The 24,741-nt window shown below is 60.6% G+C and carries 19 protein-coding genes; 6 read left to right on the top strand and 13 right to left on the bottom strand.

Features of this window, described 5'->3' with window-relative positions; genetic code table 11:
• Positions 1-77 precede the first annotated feature (77 nt).
• From PYTT_RS00675 to PYTT_RS00650, 6 genes are all read left to right on the top strand, one after another.
• Entirely contained in the window at positions 78-2,246 is a 2,169-nt protein-coding gene (locus PYTT_RS00675) for a GDSL-type esterase/lipase family protein (RefSeq protein WP_067772242.1), read from the top strand.
• A gap of 118 nt (positions 2,247-2,364) precedes the next feature.
• Complete coding sequence (locus PYTT_RS00670; RefSeq protein WP_141675672.1) at positions 2,365-3,066, top strand: hypothetical protein; 702 nt, start codon at positions 2,365-2,367, stop codon at positions 3,064-3,066.
• Between the two features lie 85 nt (positions 3,067-3,151).
• Positions 3,152-4,585 carry an RIP metalloprotease RseP gene (gene rseP, locus PYTT_RS00665; RefSeq protein ID WP_067772236.1) on the top strand — a complete coding sequence of 478 codons (1,434 nt, stop codon included), beginning with the start codon at positions 3,152-3,154 and terminating at the stop codon, positions 4,583-4,585.
• A gap of 133 nt (positions 4,586-4,718) precedes the next feature.
• A complete protein-coding gene (locus tag PYTT_RS00660; protein ID WP_141675671.1) occupies positions 4,719-5,186 on the top strand; it encodes a hypothetical protein in 468 nt (155 codons plus the stop codon).
• A gap of 158 nt (positions 5,187-5,344) precedes the next feature.
• On the top strand, positions 5,345-5,818 hold the full coding sequence (locus tag PYTT_RS00655; RefSeq protein WP_067772230.1) for a hypothetical protein: 474 nt from the start codon (positions 5,345-5,347) through the stop codon (positions 5,816-5,818).
• Between the two features lie 98 nt (positions 5,819-5,916).
• Positions 5,917-6,330 (top strand): glutamyl-tRNA reductase, encoded by a 414-nt coding sequence (locus tag PYTT_RS00650; RefSeq protein WP_067772227.1) that lies wholly within the window; start codon positions 5,917-5,919, stop codon positions 6,328-6,330.
• A 40-nt stretch (positions 6,331-6,370) separates the two neighbouring features.
• Here PYTT_RS00650 and PYTT_RS00645 read toward each other — a convergent pair whose 3' ends face one another.
• The 13 genes from PYTT_RS00645 to PYTT_RS00585 form a co-directional block, all read right to left on the bottom strand.
• On the bottom strand, positions 6,371-7,297 hold the full coding sequence (locus PYTT_RS00645; RefSeq protein ID WP_083076358.1) for a sugar phosphate isomerase/epimerase family protein: 927 nt from the start codon (positions 7,295-7,297) through the stop codon (positions 6,371-6,373).
• A gap of 106 nt (positions 7,298-7,403) precedes the next feature.
• Positions 7,404-8,174 carry a 3-methyl-2-oxobutanoate hydroxymethyltransferase gene (panB, locus tag PYTT_RS00640; RefSeq protein ID WP_067772224.1) on the bottom strand — a complete coding sequence of 257 codons (771 nt, stop codon included), beginning with the start codon at positions 8,172-8,174 and terminating at the stop codon, positions 7,404-7,406.
• Positions 8,175-8,176: 2 nt separating this feature from the next.
• On the bottom strand, positions 8,177-8,686 hold the full coding sequence (folK, locus tag PYTT_RS00635; protein ID WP_067772816.1) for a 2-amino-4-hydroxy-6-hydroxymethyldihydropteridine diphosphokinase: 510 nt from the start codon (positions 8,684-8,686) through the stop codon (positions 8,177-8,179).
• A gap of 70 nt (positions 8,687-8,756) precedes the next feature.
• Positions 8,757-9,494: a 4-hydroxy-tetrahydrodipicolinate reductase gene (dapB, locus tag PYTT_RS00630; RefSeq protein WP_067772221.1), complete on the bottom strand. Its 738-nt coding sequence runs from the start codon at positions 9,492-9,494 to the stop codon at positions 8,757-8,759.
• A 13-nt stretch (positions 9,495-9,507) separates the two neighbouring features.
• Positions 9,508-10,389: a 4-hydroxy-tetrahydrodipicolinate synthase gene (gene dapA, locus PYTT_RS00625; RefSeq protein ID WP_067772218.1), complete on the bottom strand. Its 882-nt coding sequence runs from the start codon at positions 10,387-10,389 to the stop codon at positions 9,508-9,510.
• Between the two features lie 201 nt (positions 10,390-10,590).
• Positions 10,591-14,799 carry a HEAT repeat domain-containing protein gene (locus PYTT_RS00620; RefSeq protein ID WP_067772215.1) on the bottom strand — a complete coding sequence of 1,403 codons (4,209 nt, stop codon included), beginning with the start codon at positions 14,797-14,799 and terminating at the stop codon, positions 10,591-10,593.
• Positions 14,800-14,837: 38 nt separating this feature from the next.
• Positions 14,838-15,479, bottom strand: a complete 642-nt coding sequence (locus tag PYTT_RS13535) for a DUF4159 domain-containing protein (RefSeq protein ID WP_067772213.1) — start codon at positions 15,477-15,479, stop codon at positions 14,838-14,840.
• A gap of 38 nt (positions 15,480-15,517) precedes the next feature.
• Positions 15,518-18,349, bottom strand: coding sequence for a hypothetical protein (locus PYTT_RS13530; protein WP_071133173.1), 2,832 nt, complete (start codon positions 18,347-18,349; stop codon positions 15,518-15,520).
• The gene (locus tag PYTT_RS00605) at positions 18,336-20,549 is read right to left on the bottom strand and encodes a hypothetical protein (protein ID WP_067772207.1); all 2,214 of its coding nucleotides are present in this window, start codon (positions 20,547-20,549) and stop codon (positions 18,336-18,338) included. Before PYTT_RS00605 ends, PYTT_RS13530 begins: the two co-directional genes overlap by 14 nt.
• Positions 20,546-20,743, bottom strand: a complete 198-nt coding sequence (locus PYTT_RS00600; protein WP_067772204.1) for a hypothetical protein — start codon at positions 20,741-20,743, stop codon at positions 20,546-20,548. The genes PYTT_RS00605 and PYTT_RS00600 overlap by 4 nt, the downstream gene beginning before the upstream one ends.
• Positions 20,740-22,788, bottom strand: a complete 2,049-nt coding sequence (locus PYTT_RS00595; protein ID WP_067772202.1) for a VWA domain-containing protein — start codon at positions 22,786-22,788, stop codon at positions 20,740-20,742. The genes PYTT_RS00600 and PYTT_RS00595 overlap by 4 nt, the downstream gene beginning before the upstream one ends.
• Positions 22,789-22,791: 3 nt before the next feature.
• The gene (locus PYTT_RS00590; RefSeq protein WP_067772199.1) at positions 22,792-23,673 is read right to left on the bottom strand and encodes a DUF58 domain-containing protein; all 882 of its coding nucleotides are present in this window, start codon (positions 23,671-23,673) and stop codon (positions 22,792-22,794) included.
• 35 nt (positions 23,674-23,708) lie between these two features.
• A complete protein-coding gene (locus PYTT_RS00585; protein WP_067772196.1) occupies positions 23,709-24,680 on the bottom strand; it encodes an AAA family ATPase in 972 nt (323 codons plus the stop codon).
• Positions 24,681-24,741: the final 61 nt, after the last annotated feature.

Here is a 24,741-nt window from a genome sequence, read left to right as displayed (position 1 = left end):
CCGGCAGTTTTTCTTTTTCCGCATAAAAGAAAATTAGATGATAGATTGAGGTATATCGCAGCGTATGCCATTCCATCATGAAGCGTATACCTCTCCTCCTGATATGGGTGTTGACCGCTTTTCTTTCCGTGGCATTTGCCAGGGAAGAACGGGTGGCCATTCTCGGAGACAGCATTCCCTATGCCGGCGGCTGGCCGACATTGGTGACGGAAGGGTTGCATCAGAGCAAGCAATATGCCGATGCAACGATAGTCAATATGTGCGTGCCCAGCGAAACGGTGTCCGGGCTGAGCGAACCGGGCCATGCCGGAGGTGCGTTTCCTCGTCCCTGCCTGCATGACCGTCTGGCCCGCGTGCTCACTGAATTCAAGCCGACTCTCGTGATCGCCTGCTACGGCATGAACGACGGTATTTACAAGCCGCTGGATGCGGGGCGTTTCGAGAGCTACAAGAACGGCATCATTCGCATGAAGAAGGAAGCGGAAGCAGCGGGTGCGCGCGTGATACTCGTGACTCCTCCTCCCTACCGGGGCGACCAGCTCGACAAACCGCAGGATGAGTACGACAAGACGCTTTCCGCCTATGGGGAATGGCTTGTTTCGCAACGCAAGAACGGCTGGAGTGTGATCGATATCCGTCCGGCCGTCAAAAAAGCCATTGCCGACGCCAAAAAGGCGAAGCCCGGTTTCGTTTATGCCGGAGACGGCGTGCATCCGGGGACAGAGGGCCATCGTTTCATCGGTGAAGCGGTATGCAACGGCTTGTCCAAGCTGGCAGGAGTGCCGGCCAAGGCCAAGCTGCCCGATGGTGCCGACTATCAGGCCGCCTTCAAGAAGCAGGAACAGCTGCGGAACGAATGGCTGACCAAGACGAAGCACCAGCGCCCGCAGATTCCCGGTTATGTGGCGAGTATTCCCCGTTACAAGGATGCCGGAGCGACGCAGTCCGACTGGAACGGTTTTGAAAAGAGCGATTTCAAGTTCGACAATCGCAATGCCATGCTCGTATTCCCGAAGAAGGCGGCGCAGGGGAATCCCTGGATATGGCGTACGGAGTTTTTCGGACACGAGCCGCAGGCGGATATCGAGTTGCTGAAGAACGGTTTTGCCGTGGCCTACATCGATATGCAGAATATGTACGGTTCGCCTGCCGCCATGAAGGTGATGGACGCTTTCTACAAGCATGTGACCGAAAATTACGAACTGTCGCGCCGTCCTGTCCTCGAAGGGTTCAGCCGCGGCGGGCTGTATGCCTTCAATTGGGCGGCTCTGCATCCTGCATGGGTATCCGCCATCTATGCGGATGCTCCCGTATGCGATTTCAAGAGCTGGCCGGCCGGGAAGGGCAAGGGAGAGTTGTCCAAGGAAAACTGGGAGCGGCTGCTGGCCGTCTACGGCATGACGGAGGAGCAGGCGCTTGCGTGGAGAGGCAATCCCGTCGACAACCTCAAGGGGATGGCGAAAGAGAAAGTGCCCGTGATCTGCGTGGCCCGCACGGAAGATACCGTGGTGCCGTTTAAGGAAAATTCCGCGGTACTGGCGGAACGCTACAAGAAGCTCGGCGGCCCGATCAAAGTCGTGCTCGGTCCGGGCAACCATCTTCCCCACAGCCTGAAGAATCCGGCGGTCATCGTCAAATTCGTTCTGGATGCGACGGGTTATCCTGCACCTCAGCGCATCGTCTGCCTTGGGGACAGTATCACCTTCGGCCACGGCGTGCAGCCCGGCCAGCGATGGAGCAATCTGCTTGCGGACAAGCTCGGTTCCGGCTACACGGTGGAAAATTACGGCGTGAGTGCGCGTACGCTGCTGTCCAAGGGGGATCATCCCTATATTCGCGAAGCCGCATACACGAAAGCGGTGCAGGCACAGGCCGATATTGCGCTGATCGCCCTCGGAACCAATGACGCCAAGCCCCAGAACTGGAAGTTCAAGGATGAGTTCAACAAGGATTACAAGGCCATCATCGCCGCCTTGCGGAAAGAGAATCCCGATATCAAGATCTATTGCCTCAAGGCGGTGCCTTCTTTGCTGGGTGACGATTCCATCAGCGGTGCGCGCGTGGAGAAGGAAGTCAATCCTCAGATTGAAAAGGTAGCCCGCCAGATGAAATGTACGGTGGTCGATCTTTACACGCCGATGAAGCCGCATCCCGACTATTTGCCGGATAAAGTGCATCCGAATGCGGCGGGGCATGCCCTGATGGCAGATGCCGTTTACAAGGCGGTATCTTCTGATGCCAAATGAATTGAGGAGTCATAGATGCTCTCGCTCGCCCGTCCGCACGCGAACCGGACGGGCGATTTTTTTGTATGACAGAGAATGGATGAAGTCAAGCCATCCCTGAGGTGATATAGATTCATTCGTGAACAGACTTGTGTATCTGCTGGTCGCCGGGGCGGGATGCCTGGTATCGGTCTATGGCGAACATCCCGAACGGAGAACGGAGCAGGCGGACCCCATGACGATGGTCCGGGCCGATCAAACCCTGGTACGGGTGATTCCGCTGGCCCGGGGCTGCAGCGTGCGTTTCGAGGCGAAGCAGGTGGCGAAGGCGGATGTACAACAAGCGCCGGGATGCGGCTATGCCGTGTGTGACGGCCAGCCGTGGATTTCGCCGACAGCTGTGCCGAATGTGATCCTGACACGGGGCGTTTTTTTCGATGGGGAGAAGGAAGTGGAACTGGATGTATCCGGGCTGGCGAATCCATGGGTCGAGGCTGAAGAGCTGGAAGCCCGGAATTGCGAATTGAAGATCGATACGACGGAGGAGAACGAGGAGCTGATCACGCTGAAAGTGGCTTTCATGAAGTGGGGGGCTGAAGATTATATCGTGGAATGGGTGGTGATGGACGGGCGTTCTCTCCGGCTTTCGATCGCCGGTGTCGGCGATACGCTTCCTGAGTGGATGGAGAATCCCGGGACTCCGCAAGGGCAGTACGAGGTAGGCAATGCCCTTTGGGCGAACGGATCCCGTGATAAGGCTCGCGTCTGGTGGAAAAAGGCCGCCGAACGGGGGCACGCGAAGGCCGCCGAAGCGTTGAAACGGCCTGTTGAGGCCGAGTGACGGGAAAAGGGGCGGCTGCGAACGTATGGCGTGCTTGGTGCTTGCCAGGCACGGCGCGTTCTGGTAGATTTTCGCCTTATCGTTTATGGATACGTTGCTTTCTATTCTCACCACGACCGGCATTATCATCGGGGTTATCCTGCTGTTCAACCTGATGATTTTCATCCATGAGCTGGGGCATTTCTGGGCCGCTCGCTGGCGCGGGCTGCATGTGGACCGTTTCCAGATATGGTTCGGCAAGCCGTGGTGGAAGAAGGAAGTGAATGGCGTGCAATGGGGCATCGGCTGGATTCCTGCCGGGGGGTTTGTGTCGCTGCCCCAGCTGGCTCCGATGGAGTCGATCGAGGGCAAGGCCGACCTGCCGGAAGGGTTGAAGCCGGTGAAGCCTCTGGACAAGTTGATCGTGGCAGCGGCCGGCCCCGTTTTTTCCTTTTTGCTGGCAGTTGTGTTTGCCGTAGCCGTTTGGATAATCGGCAAGCCGGTGGCAGAGTCCGTGGGGACGACGATCGGGTATGTGCAGGCTGGTTCTCCCGCAGAGAAAGCCGGCCTGAAGCCGGGTGATACGATTCTGGAGATCGATGGCGCTCCCGTGACGAAATGGGTGGGCAATATGGAGGGCGTGACGGAACTGGTGATGATGGGCGAGCGGGATACGGTCGATTTTCTCGTGCAGAGGCCGGGCGTAGAGAAGCCGCTTCTGATCAAGAGCGGGTACGAGTTGCCCGACAAGAAATGGTATGAGCGGAAGGCCATGCGCATGGTCGGCATTGTGAAGGCCGATCCCTGCGTGATCGGCAGCGTGCTGCCCGATTCTCCCGCTGCGAAGGCCGGGTTGAAGCCGGGTGACAAGGTGAAAGCCGTAAACGGTGCGCCGATCATGAGTGTGGCGGCGGTGCGCGAGGCTTCGAAGAGCGGCGTTCCGCTGGAATGGACGATTGAGCGCGACGGCAAGGAAATGTCGGTGCAGGTGACTCCCGTGCTGCCTTCCAACTGGAAGAAGGGAGCCAGGGATGCCCAGCCGATTGCAGGAACGTTGTGGGCAAGTTCTTTCGACCGCACGCAGCTTGAGCATCCTACTCCATGGCAGCAGGTCGGCGTGAGCCTCAAGTGGATGGGCGATACCTTCCAGAAGATTGCCGCACCGAAGAGTGATGTGGGTGTGGAGCAGCTGTCCGGCCCGGTGGGGATCGGAAGCCACCTTTACCGGATGTTCTCTTCACCCGACGGCTGGATGATGGTGCTTTGGTTTGCCGTGATTCTGAATGTGAATCTGGCGGTGCTGAATATTCTGCCTCTGCCGGTGGTGGATGGCGGCCATGTGGTTCTGAGCCTGCTGGAGATGATTTTCAAACGTCCCGTCGGCGGTGTGGTGCTGGAATATGTGCAGACGGGGTTCGTGTTTGTGCTGATGGCATTTTTCCTGTTCGTGACGTTCAAGGATTTCGGCGATCTGTTCGGCGGCGGTTCGAAGCCGTCCGAGGAGCTGCCGCCGCCCGTTTTCCGCAGTGCAGACGCCTGAACTCCGTATTCCCGCAGTAACAAATAGGGAGAGAATTATTTTCGACTGCATCGGGAATTGCGATTGACACGCTCTGTTTGCAGGCATACTATCATTGCGTATGCAAATGACATCCATACTGACAATCGGAGCCATGGCAATCGCTGGTGGCGTGATGGCCCAGGATACCGTGCCCGCCACACCGGTACAGCCTGCCCAGCCGGCCGTTCCCGCCGCTGAGTTGACTCCGGCCCAGCCCGCAGCCCCCGCCGCCGGCGACAAGCGCCAGGCCACGCGCGAGGAAGCCGACTCTCTGATGAAGAGCATGGTCGGTATGCTCGGCGAAATCAATACGGCTCTGGGTAAAGTCACGGACAAAGCTACCGCCGATGCAGCCGCTGTCACGCTCAAGGGTATCAAAGCCAAGATGGAAGACATGCAGAAGTCTACCGAAAACATGGCTCCTCCTTCTCAGGCCGATATGACCGCTTTGCAGCAGCAGTATCTGCCGGAAATCCTGAAAGTTTCCGCCGAACTCGAACAGACCACGCAGAAACTGAAGGAAAATAAATTCTACGGTTCCGAAGAGCTTGAAACTGTTCTGACCGACAACATGAAGTAAATTTTCATTCCGTTTGGAATCTTTTCAGGCACGTTCCCGGTAAAGGGGCGTGCCTGTTTTGCGTATGGATCTGCCCTTCATCGCGATGTCGTGCAGAAGAGGATAGCTGGTGCGATTGCGGCTTGATCTTCTTCTGTGTTTTTTCTAGGATGAAGGGGATGACCGTCACATGTGTTCTGTTTGCCGGGATTGCGTCGCTTGCCTTGGGTGGAGTTTCTTCAGCTTCGGCTGCCGGAGCTTCCGCTTCCGTATCCGGGAAAGCGGCTGATGAAGCTTTGCCTCCTGCGGAAGCGGCCATCGTGCAAACGGCGACTGTGTTGAGGGAGATCGATGCCTGCCTGGCTCAGGTGAAGGACAAGGCGACAGCGGAATCTGCCGTGCCGGCATTTCTGGTTGCATGCCGGAAGTTGCACAAGGTGCTGGTATCTCTGGATGAGATGGAGGATGTTTCCTCCGAGGAAACGGAGCGCATTTGCGCCAAATACGATGGAGAATTGAAAGCATTGTCCGAGAGCAGCGCCCGGAAACTGGCTTTGCTGCGGCAGGCGGATTATTACGGTTCCGTAGCGTTGAAAGAGGCTGTGGAAACCTTTATGGAGGATCTGAAAGGTATCTTTCCTTCGATGGGTTGACGTTGCGCTGCACTCCATGTCTGCAGAGTGCGTCTTTTGTTGAAAAAACGTGTCTTTGGTATTGACGGCGCGCAGCTTGCTCAGTACACTGCGCACGTATGTATACGACATCCATGTTGTTGCTCGGTTTGCCCTTGTCCGGGATCGTGCTTGCCCAGGAGGCTGCCGAGCCGTCTGCCGTGCAGCTGGCGGAAACCAATGTCAAACAGTTGGTTGCCGTTCTCAAGGGGTTGAACGACCTCCTTTCCACGGTGAAAGACAAGGAGTCTGCCGATGCGGCTGCTCCGGAGATGCTGAAACTGGCGGAACAGATGGATGAGATCAAGAAAGCTTCGAAGAAGCTTGCCGTGCTGCCTCCGGAAGAGCAGAAGAGGCTGGACGGTCTCTATCTCAATACGGTTTCCAAGTATCTGCATACCTATATTGCTCATATGAAACAGATCAGCGATAAGGAATTTTTCGGTTCGGAGACGTTGCGCAAGGCATTTGTGACCTACGGCAAACCCGAGTGAGTGTCATGCGGATGCCTTCAGGGAGGAGGCTATCTGTGCCTTACCAGGGAAGGCATGCATCCCATTTTTGCCTGGCGGTGCGGATGTCGTCCACCGTCATGGAGGAGGAGAGTTCCCAGCTTAAGGGCATTTCCGGCTTGAAGTAGCGCAACAACGCGGCGAAGTCCACATCGCCTCCCTTGAAAGGTGCGCGGTGGTCGCGTGAAGGCCAGCGGACGTCGTTGACATGCGAACCGATCAGATAGGGTTGCATGGATTGGAGGAATTCTTCGTGATTGAGCAGGAGTAGGTTGTGCTTGCGTTGGATGTGGCCGAAGTCGTGCCAGTATCCGATATGCGGATGATCGGCGAATTCCTGCATAAGTTGGAGCATTTCGGGCTCGTCGGGCACCTGTTCAAGATGGCTGCGGCCTTCGATGCCGAGCTTGAGGTTCCATTCGGCGGCCTTGTCTGCAAGTGCGGCGAGTGTATCGCGGGCACGTTCGCAGTAGCGCGGACCCAGTTCCATGCGCCGGCGGACGATTTCGCCTTTTCTCAGGGCGTATTCCCGGGTGCCGATGAGGCCGTTGCGTGCCATGCGTTCCAGTTCTCGCGTGCATTCGTTGGCTTTGAAGAAGGGGACGCTGCCCATGTGCAGGACGACGTAGGATGCCCCCAGTTCGGCCGCATGTTCCATGGTCTGGAAGGTGAGTTCGAGGGCGCGCTTGCGTTCCGGTTCCTTGTAGGAGGTGAACTGGTACATGTCCGGCGAGTCGCCGAGGGATTCGATGGGGGCGGGAAAGAAGTTGTGAACGCCTTCGATGCGCGCGCGTTTGTCTTCCACCGCTTTTTTGATGCCGGGCAGGAGCGTCAGCTGGAGGCCGTGGGAGAGTTCGACAGCCTCGAAGCCGAGTTCGAGGATTTCGTCGATCATGGCTTCGCCGTCGTGGTGGCGGCGGCTGTGCCAACATGTGGAGAATACGTTCACGGTGAAAGGATGTATGAGCTGCCAATGTACTGGCGCGGCTAGGCGAGTGCAAGCCCGGAGTGCGTTCCGTGCCGACGATGGCGGGGAAAGCCGTGGCGGTGGCGAGTTATTCTCCCTGCACGTCGCGCATCCATGCCTGTGCAGCTTCGGTGATGGATTCCGCGATGTGGGCGCGGGGTTGCACGAAGGCGGGGACGAACCACGGGAAGGCGCCGACGAGGTCGGAGATGACGGCGACTTCGCCGTCGCAGCAGTTTTTGCCCGAACCGATGCCGATGGTGGGGATGGGGCATGCTTCGGTGATGCTGCGGGCTGTGTCCGCCCTGGTGCATTCGATGACGGTGCTGAAGGCTCCCGCGTGGGCGACGGCCTGGGCATCGGCATGGAGCTGGGCGATTTCCGCATCGGTTTTGCCTTTCATTTTGTAGCCGCCTTCCTTGAGAACGTTCTGGGGGAGGAGGCCGATGTGGCCCATGACGGGGATGCCTGCGGCAGTGATGGCGGCGATGTGGGCTTCCTTGTCGCACCCTCCTTCGAGTTTGACGGCTCCTGCGCCTGCAGCGACGAGTTTTCGTGCGGTGTCGAGCGCCTGTTCGGGAGTGTCGTAGGTGTTGATGGGGAGGTCGACGACGACGAGTGCGCGTTTGGCGGCGCGGGCGACGGCTTCGCCATGGTGGAGCATGTGCGCGAGGGTGACGTGGGTGGTGTCCGGATATCCGAGGACGACCATTCCCAGCGAGTCGCCTACGAGGAGGATGTCCACACCCGCTTCGTCGAGCGTGCGCGCGGTGGGATAGTCGTAGGCCGTCAGCATGGCGATGGGCTTGCCTCCTTTGCGGGAGCGGATGGCTGCGGCCTGTGCGAGAGGTGTGTTCATGATTACCAGTGTGTCGCGATGAGTTCGGGTTCCGGTTCGCCGGAAGGAAGGTGGTCGAGGAGTTCCCGGACGGTCATGGACTGGCCGGGAAGGATGAGGCCGGGGCGTATGTCCGCCAGAGGGAGCAGGACGAAGCGGCGCAGGTGGAGGCGGGGATGGGGCAGGGTGAGGGAGGGAGAATGGTGCGTGAGGCTACCCATGTAGAGGATGTCCAGATCGACGGTGCGCGGTTCGCCGTAAATCCCGGTGCGCGTGCGTCCCAGTTCGCGTTCGATGGTTTGTGTGGCCTGCAGGAGAGCTTCCGGTTCGAGTCCGCAGTCGAGTTCGACGACGGCGTTGATGTAGTCCGGGGAACCGGGAGGGCAGTTTTGCGGTTCGGTGGCGTAGAGGCCAGATTGCCGGATAGCGCCGAATTGTGCCTGCAGGAGGTCGCTGGCGCGGGTGAGGGATGCGGCCCGGTCGCCGAGGTTGGAGCCGAGCGCGATGCCGCAGGGACGTGTGGACGTGGGCATGTTCGGAAGGATGGCGGAAAGAAAGAGAGGCACAGGCGGAAAGCCTGTGCCTCGTCTGTGCAGAGATGGTTCAATCCTTGGAGAAGCCCAGTACGTCTTCCATGTCGTAGAGGCCTGCGGGTTTGTCCGCAAGCCAGAGAGCCGCGCGGACGGAGCCGGATGCGAAGCTCATGCGGCTGGATGCCTTGTGGGTGAGTTCGATGCGTTCTCCATCCGTGGCGAAGATGGCGGTGTGGTCGCCGACGACGTCGCCGCCCCGCATGCTGTGCATGCCGATTTCCTTTTTCGGGCGTACTCCGACGAGGCCTTCGCGGCCATGCACGACGTTTTGCTTGTAGTCCATGTCCATCTCTTCGCAGATGACTTCCGCCAGACGGCGGGCCGTGCCGGACGGTGCATCGAGCTTGTGGTGATGGTGCATTTCGATGATTTCGACGTCGTAGCCGTCCTTGAGGATGCGGGAGGCCTGCCGGGAGAGCCAGAAGAGGGTGTTGACACCGACGGAGAAGTTGGCGGCGAAGACGACGGGGATGCTTTTGGCGGCTTCCGCGATGGCGGCGCGTTCTTCGTCCGTGTGTCCGGTGGTGCCGATGACGACGGGTTTGTTCTGGCGGACGGCTTCGGCAAGGAGTTCGGTGGTGAAGCCGTGGAAGGAGAAGTCGATGACGGCGTCGCAGGGCTGCATGGCGGCGGCGATGTCTTCTCCGACGTTGTGCGTGCCGCCTACGGTGGAAGCCGGATTGGCTTCGACGGCTTCGAGGACGGCGCGGCCCATGCGGCCTGTGATGCCTGTGATGAGGATGTTCATGGCGGGAGGTGCGTTACAGCAGGCCGAAGCGGGTGAGGAGTTCTTTCAGAGCGGGGATTTTTGTTTCCGCAAGAGGAACGAGAGGAAGATGGATTTCGTCGGTCATGAGGCCGCAGGCGGCAAGGGCGGCCTTGATCGGCACCGGGTTGGTGTCGAGGCTCATGAGGCCTTTCATGAGCGGATAGTATTTTTTCTGGAGTTCCAGCGCGAGTTTGCCGTCGCCGGAGAGGGCGGCGTCCACAAGTTCCTTCATGGCTGCGGGAGCGAGGTTCGAGGTGACGGAGACGAGGCCCCGTGCGCCGCAGGAGATGAAGGGGACGGCCAGCCCGTCGTCTCCGCTGAGGATGGAGCAGCTTTCGGGGAGGGCCTGCAGGAGCTGGTTGACGCGGTCGACGCTGCCGCCGGCTTCCTTGATGGAGATGATGTTGCCGCAGTCTTTGGCGAGGGCGGCGGCGGTTTCGACGGCGATTTCGACGCCGCAGCGGCCGGGGATGCTGTACAGCATGATGGGCAGGGCGGTCTGTTCGGCAATGGCCTTGAAGTGGAGGTAGATGCCTTCCTGCGAGGGGCGGTTGTAGTAGGGTGCCACCTGAAGGGTGCCGTCGGCTCCGGCGCGTTCCGCTTCCTGCGTCATGTTGATGGCTTCGCGGGTGGAGTTCGATCCTGTACCGGCGATGACCTGGCAGCGGCCGGCAGCGGTTTCGACGGCGTAGCGGATGACGTCGAGGTGTTCCTCATGGGTGAGGGTGGGAGATTCCCCGGTGGTTCCGACGGGGACGATGCCGTCCACACCGGCGGCGATTTGGCGTTCGATGAGCTGCTTGTAGGCATCCACATCGACTTTGTTGTTGCGGAAAGGTGTTACCAGCGCTGTATAAAGTCCACGGTGCGTCATAGATGTCGCAGGAGATTCTAGCAGAAATCATTGCCTTGTCACGCCGGAATTGCGCCTTACTTGCCGAATGAGCCGTGGCACCATAGGAACGTTTATCCGACTGAATTCGCTCTTTTTTCGTTCTCGTGGAGACGATGAAGCGGGCCATCCGACAGGGATGGCCCGGTACCCGGCAGCTTGTTCTGCCGGGCATGCGAAGCGTTATGACAGCGAGGTGAGGAGGATGACGGCAGCCAGCACGAGGAAGAGGATGCCGAGGAGGAGCTTCACCATGAAGCTGTGTCTTTCCTGGAAGCGGATGAGGCTTTGCGTGCTCATGCCTTTGTAGCTCAGGTAGAAGATGAGCAGAAGCGGGGCGATGAAGGCGAAGTTGTAAAGGGCCAGCATGGCGATGGCCGATTCATGCCCGGCCCGGATCTGGTAGATGATGGGCGCATAGACCTGCCCGGTGCAGGCGAGTTCCAGCACGGAGATGATGATGCCTGCGATGAAGGCGGCAAGGATGTACCGGCTGGCTTTGGCCTGTGTGCGGGCGACGGAGTGGATGCGGTCACGCAGGAATTTGGGTAGTTTGAGCGACATGTCTTGCATGCGGCCCCTGCGGGCCAGCCACGCATCACGGAAGGAGAGTAGGGCGGCGAGCAGGGCGAGGGCGGCGAAGGTCCAGTCGAGTACGTTTTTCCAGACGTGGGCTCCCTGGATGACGCCGATGAGTTCGTTGAAGGCGAGGCCGATCGAGAAGTAGGTGAGATAGACGGCGAGGATGAAGGCCGCACCCGTCCACAGGAGTTCCTTGGGCGAACGCCGGGCGATGCGAAGGTAGCTCAGGAAGAAGATGAGTGTGGCGAAGGCGCAGGGGTTGATGCCGTCGATCAGGCCGCCGAGGAGGACGATGCCGAGCGTCATGTCTTCGTAGGTGCTGCGGATGTCGGCCTGTGCCTGCTGCCGTTCTTCCTGCGTGACGTCCGCCAGCCTGTTTGCCGTTTCGCCGTTGTCTGCGGCGGTGTTCGTCTTGCGGCGTGCTTCCTGTTCGATGAGGCGGCGGAGGCTGTCGCGGTTGAGGTCGGCTTTTGTCAGGTATCCGTTCGGCGTGAAGACGGCAGGAGCGATGCTGCGTTCCTTGCCGGGTACGTTGAAGCGGCGGCAGAGAGCGGCGTTGCGTTCGAGCCCGTTCTGGGTGGTGATGACGATTTTTTCGATTTTGATGTTCGGGAAGGTGACGGCGAGGTCGCGGAGTTCGGATTCTGTTCGGGCGCATTCGTCACATCCCGGTTTTTCAAAGAAGACGATGGCGATGGCTTTTTGCGTGTCGATGTCTCCGGTGGGAGTATCGCTCGCGTCGTGTTCGTCGGTTTCGTTGGCGGCGGAAACAGGAATATCGGGCGTTGGCGTGTTTTCCGCCGCATCTTCGGGAGTCTTTCCGTCTGCGGTTTCCTTGCCGGCCGGGGAGGTGAGGGCCGTGAAGCTGACGGCGGTTTCTCCGTTTCCGGCGATGTCAAGTTTTTCGCCGTTTTCCAACTTGAGTTTGACATAGTCGGGATTCAGGATGGCGGCAAAGGAGAAGAGGTCTTTCTCACAATCGGTGAGTTTTCCTTGCAGGGGAGTGAATACCTGTTCGGAGCTGTAGAAGTAGGAAGAGTCGGAGGATGAAGCGTTGCGCGTGGAGGTGATGCGGGTGAATTGGGACTGGAGCATGGTGGCCAGCGTTTCTTCCAGCGTCATGGAGTCGTCGTCTTCATCGAGGTGGCGTTTTTCCTGAATGCCGTTTATTTTTTCCAACTGGTTTTTGAGCAGTCGGGCGTCGCAGTCGCCTGTGATGCCGAGTAGGGAGATGGCCGCCGCTGCTGCGACACGGCCGTCGGTATCCTTCTGCATGTCACGTATGAGAGAGACCAGTTCTTCGGGGGCGCGGGCCGTGCGGCTGGAGGAGGTGGAGAGCTTGCGGCGCAGGATGGCCGGTTCCGTGAACAACGGTTTTTTGTTGGTCGAGATCGGCAGGACGAATTTCCAGTCGTAGAGGGATTGCAGGCAGCTGGCGACGGTGAAGCGGATGAGCGGTTCGGGGGATTTTGACCATTTGACGGCCCACGGGAGGATGTCGCCCCGTTTTTTGGGTGCGTCGTCGATGAATTGCAGATACGGCTTGCGGGCGGATGTGCATGATGAGATGAAGTTCTGTACCTCCGGCTTTTTGCGCGTTGTTTCATCGAGGCAGCAGTAGAAGGCGATTTCTTCGCGGAGCGGCATCGGCACTTTGTCGCTGGCTACTGCCGCAAGCAGGAACGAGCGGAAGAACCGCCGTTCGTTCGCGCTGGAATAGCGGCAGGCGCTGCCCCAGTCCCAGAGGATGCTGTCATGCCACATGGCGGCATCGCACATTTCCGGTGTGAGGTATTTGTCCAGCGTGTCGCTGCTGCGCTTGTACCGCAGGTTGCTGTAAACGGCTTTGCGGATTTGTTCGTTGCCGGTGGCGAATGCCTGCGTGAACAGCTCGGCGGGGAGGTCGAGCCTGACATTGTCGTTCGTTTCCAGAATGGAGAGTTTCCGGCTCGCGCTCATTTGCGGGAATGTCCGGATGAGGGTGTCCCGGCTTTCTTTGTCCCGAAGGCTGCACAGGGCTATCAGGGCGCTGTGGCGGAGGTCGTCCGATGCGTCCTTGTCGCGCATGTTGCGCAGGATGCCGAGGAGGCGTTCCATGTAGGGGGCGAATTGCTGTTTCCGGGCGGAAGAGGCGGGAGGTGGTGTGCCCGAGCTGATGTAGATGCTGCTGCTTTCCGTGGGGGCGGCGGATTCGTCGAGGAGGGTGGCGAGGGAGACGTAGTTGAGGGATTCGAGCAGTTCGATTTTCTGCGCCGGGGTGTAGGCCGGGTTTTCCAGTCCGGCGAGGAAGGCGTCCCAGCCGTCCGTGCGGAGCATCAGCCCTTTGCTTTTGCGGAGAAGCAGGATGCGCTTGACTCCGGGATCGGGGCTTTTCTCCAATGCGGCGACGACGGTGCGCGTGGCGCGGTTGCCGCTGCCGGAGGCGAGGATGTAGGTGGTATAGTCGCCCTCCAGCGCGAGGAGATTTTCAATCTGGTCGACGGTCATGCGCGAGAGCATGTTCTGAACGGTTTCGCTGATATCGGCATTGACCGCCATGAACAGGTAGATGACCTGCGGGAGCATTTCCGTGTCGCGCTTGAGGAGTTCCTCGCAGAGGGGGACGAGGTCGTTGCTGAAGAGTTTGCCCACGACGATGGCCTGAAAGGCGGTTTGCCGCACGGTGGCGTCGTCGTCCGTCATGCCTTTGTAGATGAGCTGGCGGCTTTCCGGCGTGAGTTTAGGGGTGGTGCGGTTGCGTTTGTCCGCCGTGATGAGTTCGAACAGAGCGGAGCGGATGCGCCAGTTGGGAGAGGAGAGCAGCCGGTGCATCTCTTCTTCGGAGAATCGGATTTCCTTGCGTGTTTTTTTACTGCGCGAGTCAACGTTGGAGTACATGTCGTCGTCGATGTCCTTCGATTCCCGCAGGACGTTCAGGGCGGTGACGGCGACATCTTCCTGCGGCGAGAGGGCATGGCGGAGCAGGAGTTTTTTCATGTCCGCATTCATGTAGTCGGTCACCCGGCGGAAGGCGATTTGAAGGATGTTGGGGTCGGTTTCCTTCTGAAGCATGGGCATGAGGGCTTCGAGAGCTTTTTCCTTGCCGGTGAGGAGCATGACGTCGATCGCCGTTTCCCTGACCATAGGGTCGGCGTGGTCGATGAGCGTGTTCAGGACGGGTAGAACCGTCTGCGGCGAGTTGCGGAGGGATTCGATGCCTTCGATGATGTCTCCCCGTTTGTCCGAGACGAGGAGCCGCGATGTGGCGGCAGCCTTCGGGCCGAGGGTCGAATCGAGCTGCATGCGGTATTCGATCTGGCGGAGGGCTTTGATGTCGTCCTGCGTGAGGTCGGGCCGGGATTTCAGGGTTTGCTCGATGGCTCCGATGAGGATGTTTTTGTGGGGAAGCAGGAGGCGGCAGGTGCGTTCCCTCATTTCATCGTCTGCAGAGAGGAAGATGGCGATGGCCCGGTTGATCTGTTCCGCATCGGGCGGATGGGAGGTGTTGAGGAATCCGGCGTCGCTTTTGCTCCAGTCCTGAAGGGCTTGCCGGGTTTCCGCCGGGATTTCGGAGGGCGGCAGCCACGGATCGAAGCCGAAGTCGTTTCCGGTGAGGTCTTCCAGAAGGTCGAGGGCGGCGCACCTCGTTTTCAGGGAGGGGCTGGAGAGCTGGGCGACAAGAGCTTCCCTCGGGCAGGCGGCGGCATTGTTGCGCCATGCAGCCAGCAGTTCCTGCCGGTCAACCGTGCTGAGTTGGGAGGCATCGTCGGGCAGGGCCAGTTCGGCGGCCAGAGCGAAGGGGATGCAGAGGAATGGAAGAAGGAAGCGCATGGCTGGTGGGGTGCGGGCGTGTGTGGGTTCGTGCGGCTTTAGCGAAGCAGGGCGTATGCCAGAATGTTGGCGTTGATTTGGAGGGCGTTGCCCAGTTCGCTGCCTCCGCAGCAGCAGCAGCCGCGGGAGTTGGAGCTGTCGTTGAGGCCGTCCGCCGAATAGACGACGACGAGTTTGTCGTTGATCGTGATACCTTCGAGGTGGCCTTTGGTCGGTTTTTTTCCGGCGGAGAGGGTTTTTATCGGGAAGACGGTGGAGAAGATGGGGTGCTGCATCGGGATGGGTTTCATTTCACCGAAGGTTTGGGTCATTTCCTTGCGGAAGGATTTGTCCCATGTTTCGCTGGAGCATCCGGCGGAGGCGAGCAGGAAGCCGCCCCCGGCGACGTATTTCTTGAGGTTTTCCCGTTCCTTGGATGTGAGGGTGAAGTTGCCTTCGCCCGTCATGACGACGAAGGGGAACTGGAAGAGTTCTTCGCTGTCGAGCCGCACGGCCCGGAAGCGGCGGCTGGTGCTGATGCTTGTTTTCTGCTGGACGGTGGACAGGAATTCATCGCTGAAGCAACGGGAGGTTTTGTTGCCTGCGTAGATCAGGTTGCCGCACTGGACGATGCCTTCCTTGGCGGAGGCGGGGCACAGGCAGGCAAGTAGCAGGGTGAGGAGGCAGATGACGGTTTTCATGGTTTGCTGGCGGTTGCGACCGAAGCCGCGGTGAGGGGTTACTGATTGGCGGGTTTGAAGTATTTGCGGACGGCGTCGCGGTAGGTGGGCGGCACCTGTTCCCAGTTGGAGTCGGAGAAGTCGATTTCCTTTTCTCCGGCTTCGGATGGTGAGGGAGAGGATTTGCCGGGATCGTTGCCGGAGTGGTTGTTGCCTCGGTTGCCCTGGCCGCCTTGCGCGGAGTGGGAGCTTTCCGCCGAACCGCTTCCGGCGCGTTTGCTGCGCGGCGGGCCGACGATGGAACGGGATCCCGGCATGGACGGGCGAGCCCCATTGCCGCCGTATCCGGCTCCGGCGCCGTTGCCCTGGCCGTTTTTCATCGGGTCGTTGCCCTGTCCCTGGCATTGTTTGCACAGGGCTTCCATCATTTGCCGGGCTGCGGATTGGCATGCGCCGCTGAGGCATTCGGACGGGTCCAGTCCTTCGCCATCGTTGGACATGGTTTCGTCGATCAGTTTTTTCATGGCTTCGTAGGCCTGGCTGGCATAGTCGTATGCTTCGGGTGCATGGTGCAGGTTGCGGCTTTCGTCGATGGCGGCTTCCATGATTTCCGGAATGTCCAGCTCACTGTATTTGGCCTGGAAGGTGAGCAGGATGTCTTTGAATTTAGCCGCTTCGTCGGGCAGGTTTTCAATGACTTTCGGAATTTTCTCCGACCATGTTTCGAGCCGATCATGGATGTTCTGCTGGTCTTCGCCGAGGGCTTCGAGCTGTTCGGTGGTGACGCGGCGGCCCTGTTTCATTTCGGAGACGTAGGCGAGGAAGCGGTTTTGCATTTCCTTCTGTTCTTCGGTGAGGGCCTGGAATTCATAGAGAAGTTCCATGATGGCGGCTACATTGGCGGCCTTTTCGGCATCTTCTTTCTGCTGGTTGAGGTTTTGCGCACTGGCACCGAGCCGGGCCTGCATTTGTTTCATGGATTCGTTCCATTGTTTCATGCCGGATTTGGGGTCCGTTTTTTCGGCATCGTCCATGTTCTGCTGCAGTTCGGAGGCCAGTTGTTCGGCGAGAGCGGAGAGTTGTTTGTCGCTGTCGAAGATGGGGAAGTCCTTGGCGATGGTTTCCGCCAGTTTCTTGGTTTTCTGGTGCTGTTGTTTGATTTTTTCAAGGGCTTCCGCTCGTTTGGCAGGATCTTCGATGTTTTCGGCTGCAGCCAGTGCTTCGATGGTTTTGTTGAGCTCGTTCTGGAGTTCTTCGTAGCGTGCCTTGAAGTCTTCGAGGCTGGCTTCCATACGGAGCATTTCGGCGTATTCCTCTTCGCTGATGACGGTGACTTTGACGGTGGGCGAGGTGGTGATGTTCAGCCGGTACGGGTTGGCATCCTGCGCTTCGACTCCGAGTTCGAAGACGTCGCCGGGTTGCGCTCCGAGTTTCCGGAGGTCGATGCCGAGGGTGGTTTTCATGTCGCGGTCGCCGGGGGTGCCGAGGATGGAGGTGGGGCGTGGGCGGGTTCCTTCGGTATTCCTGTTCAGGTCGAAGCGTACGAGGCCGTAGTCGTCGGAGGCTTCGGCTTCGAGTTCGAACGGGTAGCCGATGACGACGAAGCAGTCTTCGGACGGTTTGCGGAGGTTGACGACGGGCGGGAGGTCGCTCTGGGTGCGGATTTTGCTTTCAAGCGGTTTCTCGAGGTTGTCGCCGCCTGTATCTTTGAGGTCGATGGTGAGGTTGCCGGAGTAGCGTACGGGGAGGGTGAAGATGCAGGTGTTTTCACGGACGATTTTGCCCTGTACGGTTTCGTCGACTGCTCCCGGGCGTTCCGCGCGGTAGACGGCGGTGCCGGACGAGAGGGAGCGGTTGCTCTGGATGGTGTAGGTGACGGCTCCGCCTTCGGGTACGGTGATTTCCTGCCCGCTCAGGGCGCTGGTGGCAGCCGGCATGCGGGTGTAGGCGGGAGGCGTGACGGTGACGGTGCCCGCCGTGATGCGCGGACGGTAGTTGATGCGGACGGGTTGCCAGTGGCTGCGGGCTTTGCCGTTGTCCGTGGCGAAGGCGATTTCGCAGGCTTGCGTGACTTTTTCAAGGCGGCGCGCCCACATGTTGTCTTTTTCGCGGAAGGCTGGCAGTTTCTGCATGGCGAGGCCGGGCTGCCGCACCCATAGTTCAAGGGTGCCTTCCAGTGCAGGGCCTTCGACTTCCGCCTGGATGAGGAGGTCGCCGCCGTAATGGACTTCGAGTACGGCCGGTTTGACGGTGAAGGTGTAGGGCGAGAGCGGCGGGGTGTCGAGTTCGGGCCTCATGAGGCGGTTGAGTACGACGAGGCTTTCCTTGGGCCATGCGGTGTAGATGCCTGTGCAGAAGCCGGCGAGGAGGAGGATGCCGAGCAGGGGGAAGGCGAATCGTTTCAGTACGGCATGGCTGCGGCGCAGGTAGGTTTTCAGGTCGCTGGCCGTTTGCTGAGTGGCCTGTTCGCGGAGCCATTGGCCGAGGCTTGATGTATCGGCGTCTTTGTTCGTTTCGAGTTCCCAGGCGGAGAGGATGCTTCGGCGGCTGTCGTGCCGCATGGCATCGAGTTCTTCCGCGAGTTTTCGGCGGGGGTAGGAGCAGGCGCGGAGCAAGTCGTACAGGAGGTACAGGCCGACGAGGGCCCGCCAGATGTAGCCGCCGGTGCGGCGGGCGGTTTCCTCGAAGGTGAGCGAGTAATCCAGCAGGGCGAACAGGAGCAGGAGGCAGACGGCGAAGGCTGCCGTGCGGACGATGGCCGCGAAGAAGGCGGCGCAGCGGCGGCGGCGGCAGTAGCGGCGGAAGACGGTGTCGAAGCGGGGCTTCGGGGCAGGAGCGGGGGCTGTCGGTTCTTCGTTCATGGAAGTGGGGATGGTGTTACAGGAGTCCATGGCGGCGGCGGATCCACCAGGCGAGGCCGAGGGCCGCACCGATGGAGAGGAGTACCCACCAGCGGTTCCAGGCGGGGCGGTATTCTTCTTCTTCGCTTTGCGTGTCTTGCGGCATGGCGAAGACGGCATCCCATGCGGCTGCGGGGGAATCGGGGGTGAGCATGGTGCCTCCCGTGCTTTCGCTCAGGCGGGCCAGCCATTCGCGGTCGGCATTGAGGTTGTCGAGTTCGCCGGGAAGGGGGTTGACGCGGATGCGGATTTCAGGACAGGGGATTTCCGGCTGGTCGGGGAGGATGGCTTTAAGCAGGTAGTCGCCGGGTTTGTCCGGTACGAGGGAGGCAGTCCAGCGGTGCAGGCCGTTCTTTTCGCCTTCGTGGCGTGCGGAGACGGTCTGGGGGCTGGATTGGCCGGAGAGGGGGGTGATTTGCAGTTCGACATTGCCGGGCGTGCCGATGCCGCGCCAGCTCATGGTGCAGCGCAATGCGTCGCCCGTTTCGATGGGGTTGCGTTCCGCATGGAGGGAGAGGTCGAAGCCCGGGCGGAATTCGGCGGCGGTTTGAATCCACGGGAGGAATTGTTTCCAGAAGTCGGCGTAGATGTTGCCGTCCCTGCGGGCTTCGGGGTAGAAGTCCCATTTCCAGAGGCCTTCGCCGTTCAGGCAGGCGACGGCTCCCATGCCGACGCGGCGGATGGTGAGGAGGGGCGTCTGCCCGTCGTCCGTAGTGGCGAGGATGCGGGTGTCCGGGGAGATGCTGTCCACATCCCACACGTCTTCGAGGCCGGGCAGGGTTTTCCAGACGGCGTCTTTCGGTGCGGGCAGGACGTGGCCGAACAGTCCTTCGGATGCTCCTGACGGCGTGGGGGTAAGGTGGTGTTCCCCGCCGATGGTGTGCTGCCAGGCGAAGGGTTCCAGCGGTTCCATGGCGGGCATGCTGCCGCCGTAGCTTTTGCCTCGGGCGAAGATGAGGAGGCCTCCGTGGTCGCGCACGTAGGATTGCAGGGCTTCGGCGATTTCGGGTGTGAAGAGGTGTTCCATGCCTTTACCGAGGATGACGATGTCGTAACGGAGGAATTCGGCGGTGCTGGTGGGGATGCCTGCATCGGGGCTGGGTTCGCTGGTATCGTCTCCGCTGTTGATCTGGTAAAAGCGGTCCTGGCTGAGGCGGTGGACGGATTTGACTTCGAAGGCTTCCTGCTTGCGGAGGAACTGGGCGAGGAATTTGCTGTCCCAGTAGGGGGATCCTTCCGCCATGAAGACGCGGATTTTCGAGGTGATGGCGCGGACGGTGACGGAGGCGCTGTTGTTGTCCTTGCGCGTTTCTCCGGCGACGGGTTCGCAGGCGATGGTGTAGTCGGAAGAGTTTTCCGGGCTTTCCAGCGAGAAGGCGACGTCGGCCGTTTTGCCGTTGGCGACGTCGACGATTTTACGTTCGACCTGTTTTCCGGAGGCATCGAGGAGGACGATGCCGAGCTGGCGGTCGCCCATGCCGCTGTTGCGCACGGAGGCTGTGAGGGTGATGGGTGTGCCTTTGTAAGCTTGTACGAGGGTGCGCGAGGAGGAGAGGGCGATGTCGGGCGCTTCCCAGTTGCCGCCGAGGGCGACGGTGTGGATGGGGGTGTTCTGGCCTGCTGCCTTGATGGAGAGTTGCCGGGCGTCGTCGGGGCGGCTGTCCCGCCCGTCGGAGAGGAGGACGATGCCTGCTACGGTGCGGCCCTGCCTCTGGAGGGCGTGGAGCTGCTGGTCGATGGATGAGGCGAGCATGGATGCATCGGCATCCGGTTTGGCGGCGGCCAGCGCGGCGGCATCATCCTTGCGGCTGGCGGTATGGCCGATGCCGAACCAGCGGAGGTCCCGCTCGGGAGTCTGGTAGGCGGCGAGCTTTTTCAGCAGGCCTGCCGCCAGAGAGGAGCGGGATGGGGAGGCTGCATCCGGAGTGGAGGGCGACGCCATGGAGGCGGAGGTGTCCGAAGCGATGAGCCAGACGGGCATGTTGCTGACGAGTTTTTTCTCATAGCGGCCCGGATTGAGCAGGAGTGCGCCGATGGCAAGGACGGCTGCCGCATAGAGAAGGATGCAGGCGAAGCGTGCCTTGCCGGGCAGTGAACGGCAGGCTTTTCTGCACAGCCAGCCTGCCGCTGCTGCAAGCAGCAGGATCAGAGGGACAAGCAGGGGCAGGGGAAGGACGGGGTCGAGGATCATACGGCGGAAGAGCTATCGGAAGTGAAGGTGAAGGGGGAGTCCGAGCGACCGGAGAGGCGTGCGGGACGGCGTTTTTTTCTGGCTCGGCGGTATCCCTGCCGGTCGAGGCTGCGGCTGGCGAGGCTGTTCAGCCATCCGGATATGGACAGGAGCAGCGCAATGGACGAGGCGAAGATGAAGAGGTGGCTGTTCATGGCGTGGGCTGGTTGTCCGAGGGTTTGCCGGATGCACGGCAGCAGATGAGGAGTTCGGCGGCGAGGAAGAGCAGTGCGAGTGCGATGCACCACGGACAGAGGTCGCGGCGTTCCGCAGAGTCGAGACGGTCGTTTTCTTCTTTGTGGGTGATGATGCCCTGCGGAAGTACGGAGGTGTCCATGGTTTCGAGTACGGATTCCGCCGCAGGGAAGTTGACGGCTTGCGTCGCGAGGATTTTGGATGGGTCGTCCTTGCGCCGCCATGTGTAGAGTCCGGGTTCGGCAGGGGTTTCGCTTTGCAGGATCATGCCACGGCGTGCTTCCTTGACTTCGCGGGTGGAGAGGAGTTCGCCTTGATCGTTCTGCAGGATGATGTCGCGAGCGCCCAGATTGGGCGGTACGACGCAGGAGAGGTATCCGGCTCCGGGCTGGATGTCGTCTGCGGCATCCGAGGCCATGCGTGAGGCGGTCAGCGTTTCCGCGACGAAGGGGAGGTAGAGCGGCGAAGATCCCCATCGGGTATCCATCGGGTGAACCGGAATGTTCCACAGAATGACGGCTCCGCGCCCGACAGGGCGGCGGACGATGGCCGGTACTCCGTCCGCATAGCGGAGGAGGACGGTGGCATGCTGCGGGGCTTCGCGCTGCAATCCGTTGTTCAGCCGGCGATAGACGCCGCTCGTGAGGAGGGGGGAGAGTGTGTTGTCCGGGAAGAGCCGGAAGACGCGGTCTTGCGGGGCGGCAATTTCCAGTGTCCATTTTTCGTCGTTTTCGGCGACTTGCAACTGGGCGCGGGCGGGCTTGTACCCCATGACGGCATTGGCGGCGGTGTCGTTGGAGAAATCAGGGATGGCGAGGACGACGGCTCCTTCACGAGCTTTTTCTTCCATGACGGCTACGTCTTCGGCGGCAGGCGCATTCCAGATCAGGAAGTCGGGAGCGTGTTCGCCGGGGCCGGAGGCGATCTGGCAGTCGAGGAAGGGGATGGACTGCAGGGCGCGGAGCATGGTGCCGAGGTGAAGCGGATCGGCAGCTACGGCCTGGCAGGAGAGGCGGTCGTTCAGCGGAAGGATGGTGCGGCGTTCATTGTCCGCCGGGAAGGCGTCCGGATCGGTGGAGGCGGTGAGTACCCATTCGCTGCCGCTGGTGGGGGCATCGATGCTGAAGGATGCCGTGGTGGTGCCGTTCGCCGGGATTTCGCAGACCTGCGAGGTGCGCAGGGAACCGCCTTCGAGGTGGAGGGTGGTGCGTACGGGCGCTTTGCCGCACTGGCCGAGCGTGACGTTGACGGTGACGGGTTGCCCCGGGAGGGCTTTGGCAGGGATGGTGGAGATGGCAGAGATGTAGGTGTTCGCCAGTTTCGGGCTTTGGGCGACGGAGACCCAGCGGACGGGGATTTTGTCGGGGACGAGGCTGGCGTAGTCGAGAGCCGCCCAGTTGGATGCCTGGAAGTCGGAGACGACGTAGATTTCCGCGCTCTGGCCTTCGGGGAGGCTGCGGGCCTGTTCGACGGCGAGGCGGACGGCTGCAGCGGCATCGGATTCTTCTCCGGCGCTGTGCAGTCGGCTCAGTTCGCGCAGGACCATTTGCCGCGCCTGTTCGGGGCGTTCAAACAGGGCCGAAGGACGCGCTCCCGCCGAGATGAGGTTGATTTTGTCCGTAGCCCGGAGTTCGTTGACGATTTTGGTGACGGTTTGTTCCGCCTGTGCCATGCGGAGTTCCTGCCCGTCGGCAGCTCCCATGGAGGCCGAGGTGTCCAGCACGATGATGACGTTGCGCACATGCGAGAGGTCGGAGACGTGGCCTCCGATGTAGGGCAGGAGGAAGGCCGCCGCCAGCGCGAGCATGGCGAGCGTGCGGAGCAGGAGGAGGAGCCTGTTTTTCGGGCGGAAGATGCGCACCTGCCGCGAGATGACTTCGCGCAGGAAGTACAGGGAGCTGAATTTCCTGTCTTTGGGGCGCGAGCGGGCGAGCAGGTGGACGATGAGGGGGATGAGCGCCGCCGCGAGCAGCCAGTACAGGGGGTTGGCGAGGAAAAATTGCATGGGTTATTCGGAGAGGGCGTCGAACAGTTGGTAATAGGATTCATCCGTGGTGACGGAGAAGAAGCGGATGCCGCGCGACATGGCGAGGGAGCGGAGGCCTGTGCGGTGTTCCTGCACGCGTTGCCTGTAGGCCGAGCGGACGGTTTCGCTGTTGCACAGGAGGTGTTCGTTCGTTTCCATGTCGTAGTAGCGGGCGAGTCCGTCGGAGGGGAGTTCGACTTCGTGCGGGTCGAGTACCTGGACGAGTACGATTTTGAAGCCCCGGTGCAGGTACGGGTTGAGGGATTGCATGAGGGCGGCGGGGTCGCTCAGGAAGTCGGAGACGATGACGAGGGTGCCGGGTGTTTTGAGCAGGTGGTGGGATTTTTCGAGCGAGGCGGGCAGGCTGGTGGGGCCTCCCGGCGTGTTGTGTTCGAGGAGGTTGAGCATGCCGTCCAGATGCTTGCGCGTGGAGCCGGGGGGCATGAATGAGCGGATGTCGGCATCGAAGGTCTGGAGGGAGGCGCGGTCGTTCCCCCGGATGACGAGCCATGCGACGCAGGCGGCGAAGTAGGAGGCGTAGTCGAGCTTGGTCATCGGGCCTCCGCTGCGGTAGCCCATGGAGGCGCTGCTGTCCACGAAGATGTGGCATTCGAGATGGGTTTCATGCTCGAAGGTTTTGAGGTGGTAGCGGTCGCTGCGGGCATAGACGCGCCAGTCGATGAGGCGGAGGTCGTCGCCGGGGGCGTACTGGCGGTATTCGAGGAAGTCGCTCGATGCTCCGCGCCCCTTCGCCCGGTGTTTGCCGGACATCCATCCCTCGACCATCATCTGGACGGCGAAGCGGTAGTTCGCCAGCCGTTTGAGGTCTTCGGGCCGGAGGTATTTGTGCTGGATGTTCGGCATGGTCGTGCGTCGGGGGCGGGGTCGTTTTGCGCGGTTCAGGCGAGGGAGTCGATGATGCTTTCGACGCGGATGCCTTCGCCTGTGGCGTTGTAGTTCAGGATGAGGCGGTGGCGCAGCACGGGGTGCAGGACGGCCTTGACTTCTTCCATGGAGACGGTGGTTTTGCAGCGAAGCAGGGCGATGGCGCGGGAAGCGCGGAGGAGGCACTGGGCGGCGCGGGGGCCAGCGCCCCATGAGACGTATTTTTTGACGGCTTCGGTGGCATCCGGGGAGTCCGGGCGGGTACTTTGGACGATTTTGACGATGGAGCCGTAGATGTGGTCCGGTACGGGGATTTCCGAGGCGGCTTTCTGGAGCGCGAGTACCTTGTCCGCATTCATGATGGTGGATGCTTCGGGCATGTTCAGGCCTCCGGTGCGGCGCAGGATTTCCTCTTCTTCCTGTACGGTGGGGTACTGGATGAGGATTTGGAAGAAGAAGCGGTCGAGCTGGGCTTCGGGCAGCGGGTAGGTGCCTTCGTGTTCGACGGGGTTCTGCGTGGCGTATACGATGAAGGGTTCTTCGAGGCGGCGGGTCTGCCCGGCGACGGTGACCTGCTTTTCCTGCATGGCTTCGAGGAGGGCTGCCTGGGTTTTTGGAGGCGTGCGGTTGATTTCGTCCGCCAGCAGGAGGTTGGTGAAGATGGGGCCGGGGACGAATTCGAAGCGGCGGGAGCCGTCGTCCATCGTCTGGAGGATTTCACTGCCGAGAATGTCCGGCGGCATCAGGTCGGGCGTGAACTGGATGCGGTGGAAGCCGAGGCCGAGGATGTTGCCGAGGGTGCTGACAAGCAGCGTTTTGGCAAGGCCGGGCACGCCGACGATGAGGCAATGCCCCCGGCACAGCAGGGCGACGAGCATTTGCTCGATGACGGCGTCCTGACCGACGATCACGCGGGCGGTTTCTTCGCGGATTTGTTTGATATTGTCCAAGATGCCGGACCATTCGTTTTCGGGTGTGGTACTCATGGGAGATTCTGTGGGTGGGAAATAAAAAGGGCTTCTGGTTAGGATAAGCTTTACAGGCTGT

It is taken from the genome of Neoakkermansia glycaniphila, from assembly GCF_900097105.1.
GTDB lineage: Bacteria > Verrucomicrobiota > Verrucomicrobiia > Verrucomicrobiales > Akkermansiaceae > Akkermansia > Akkermansia glycaniphila.
Note: the sequence above shows the minus strand (reverse complement) of the source record. Positions and strands in the feature narration are given on the sequence as shown.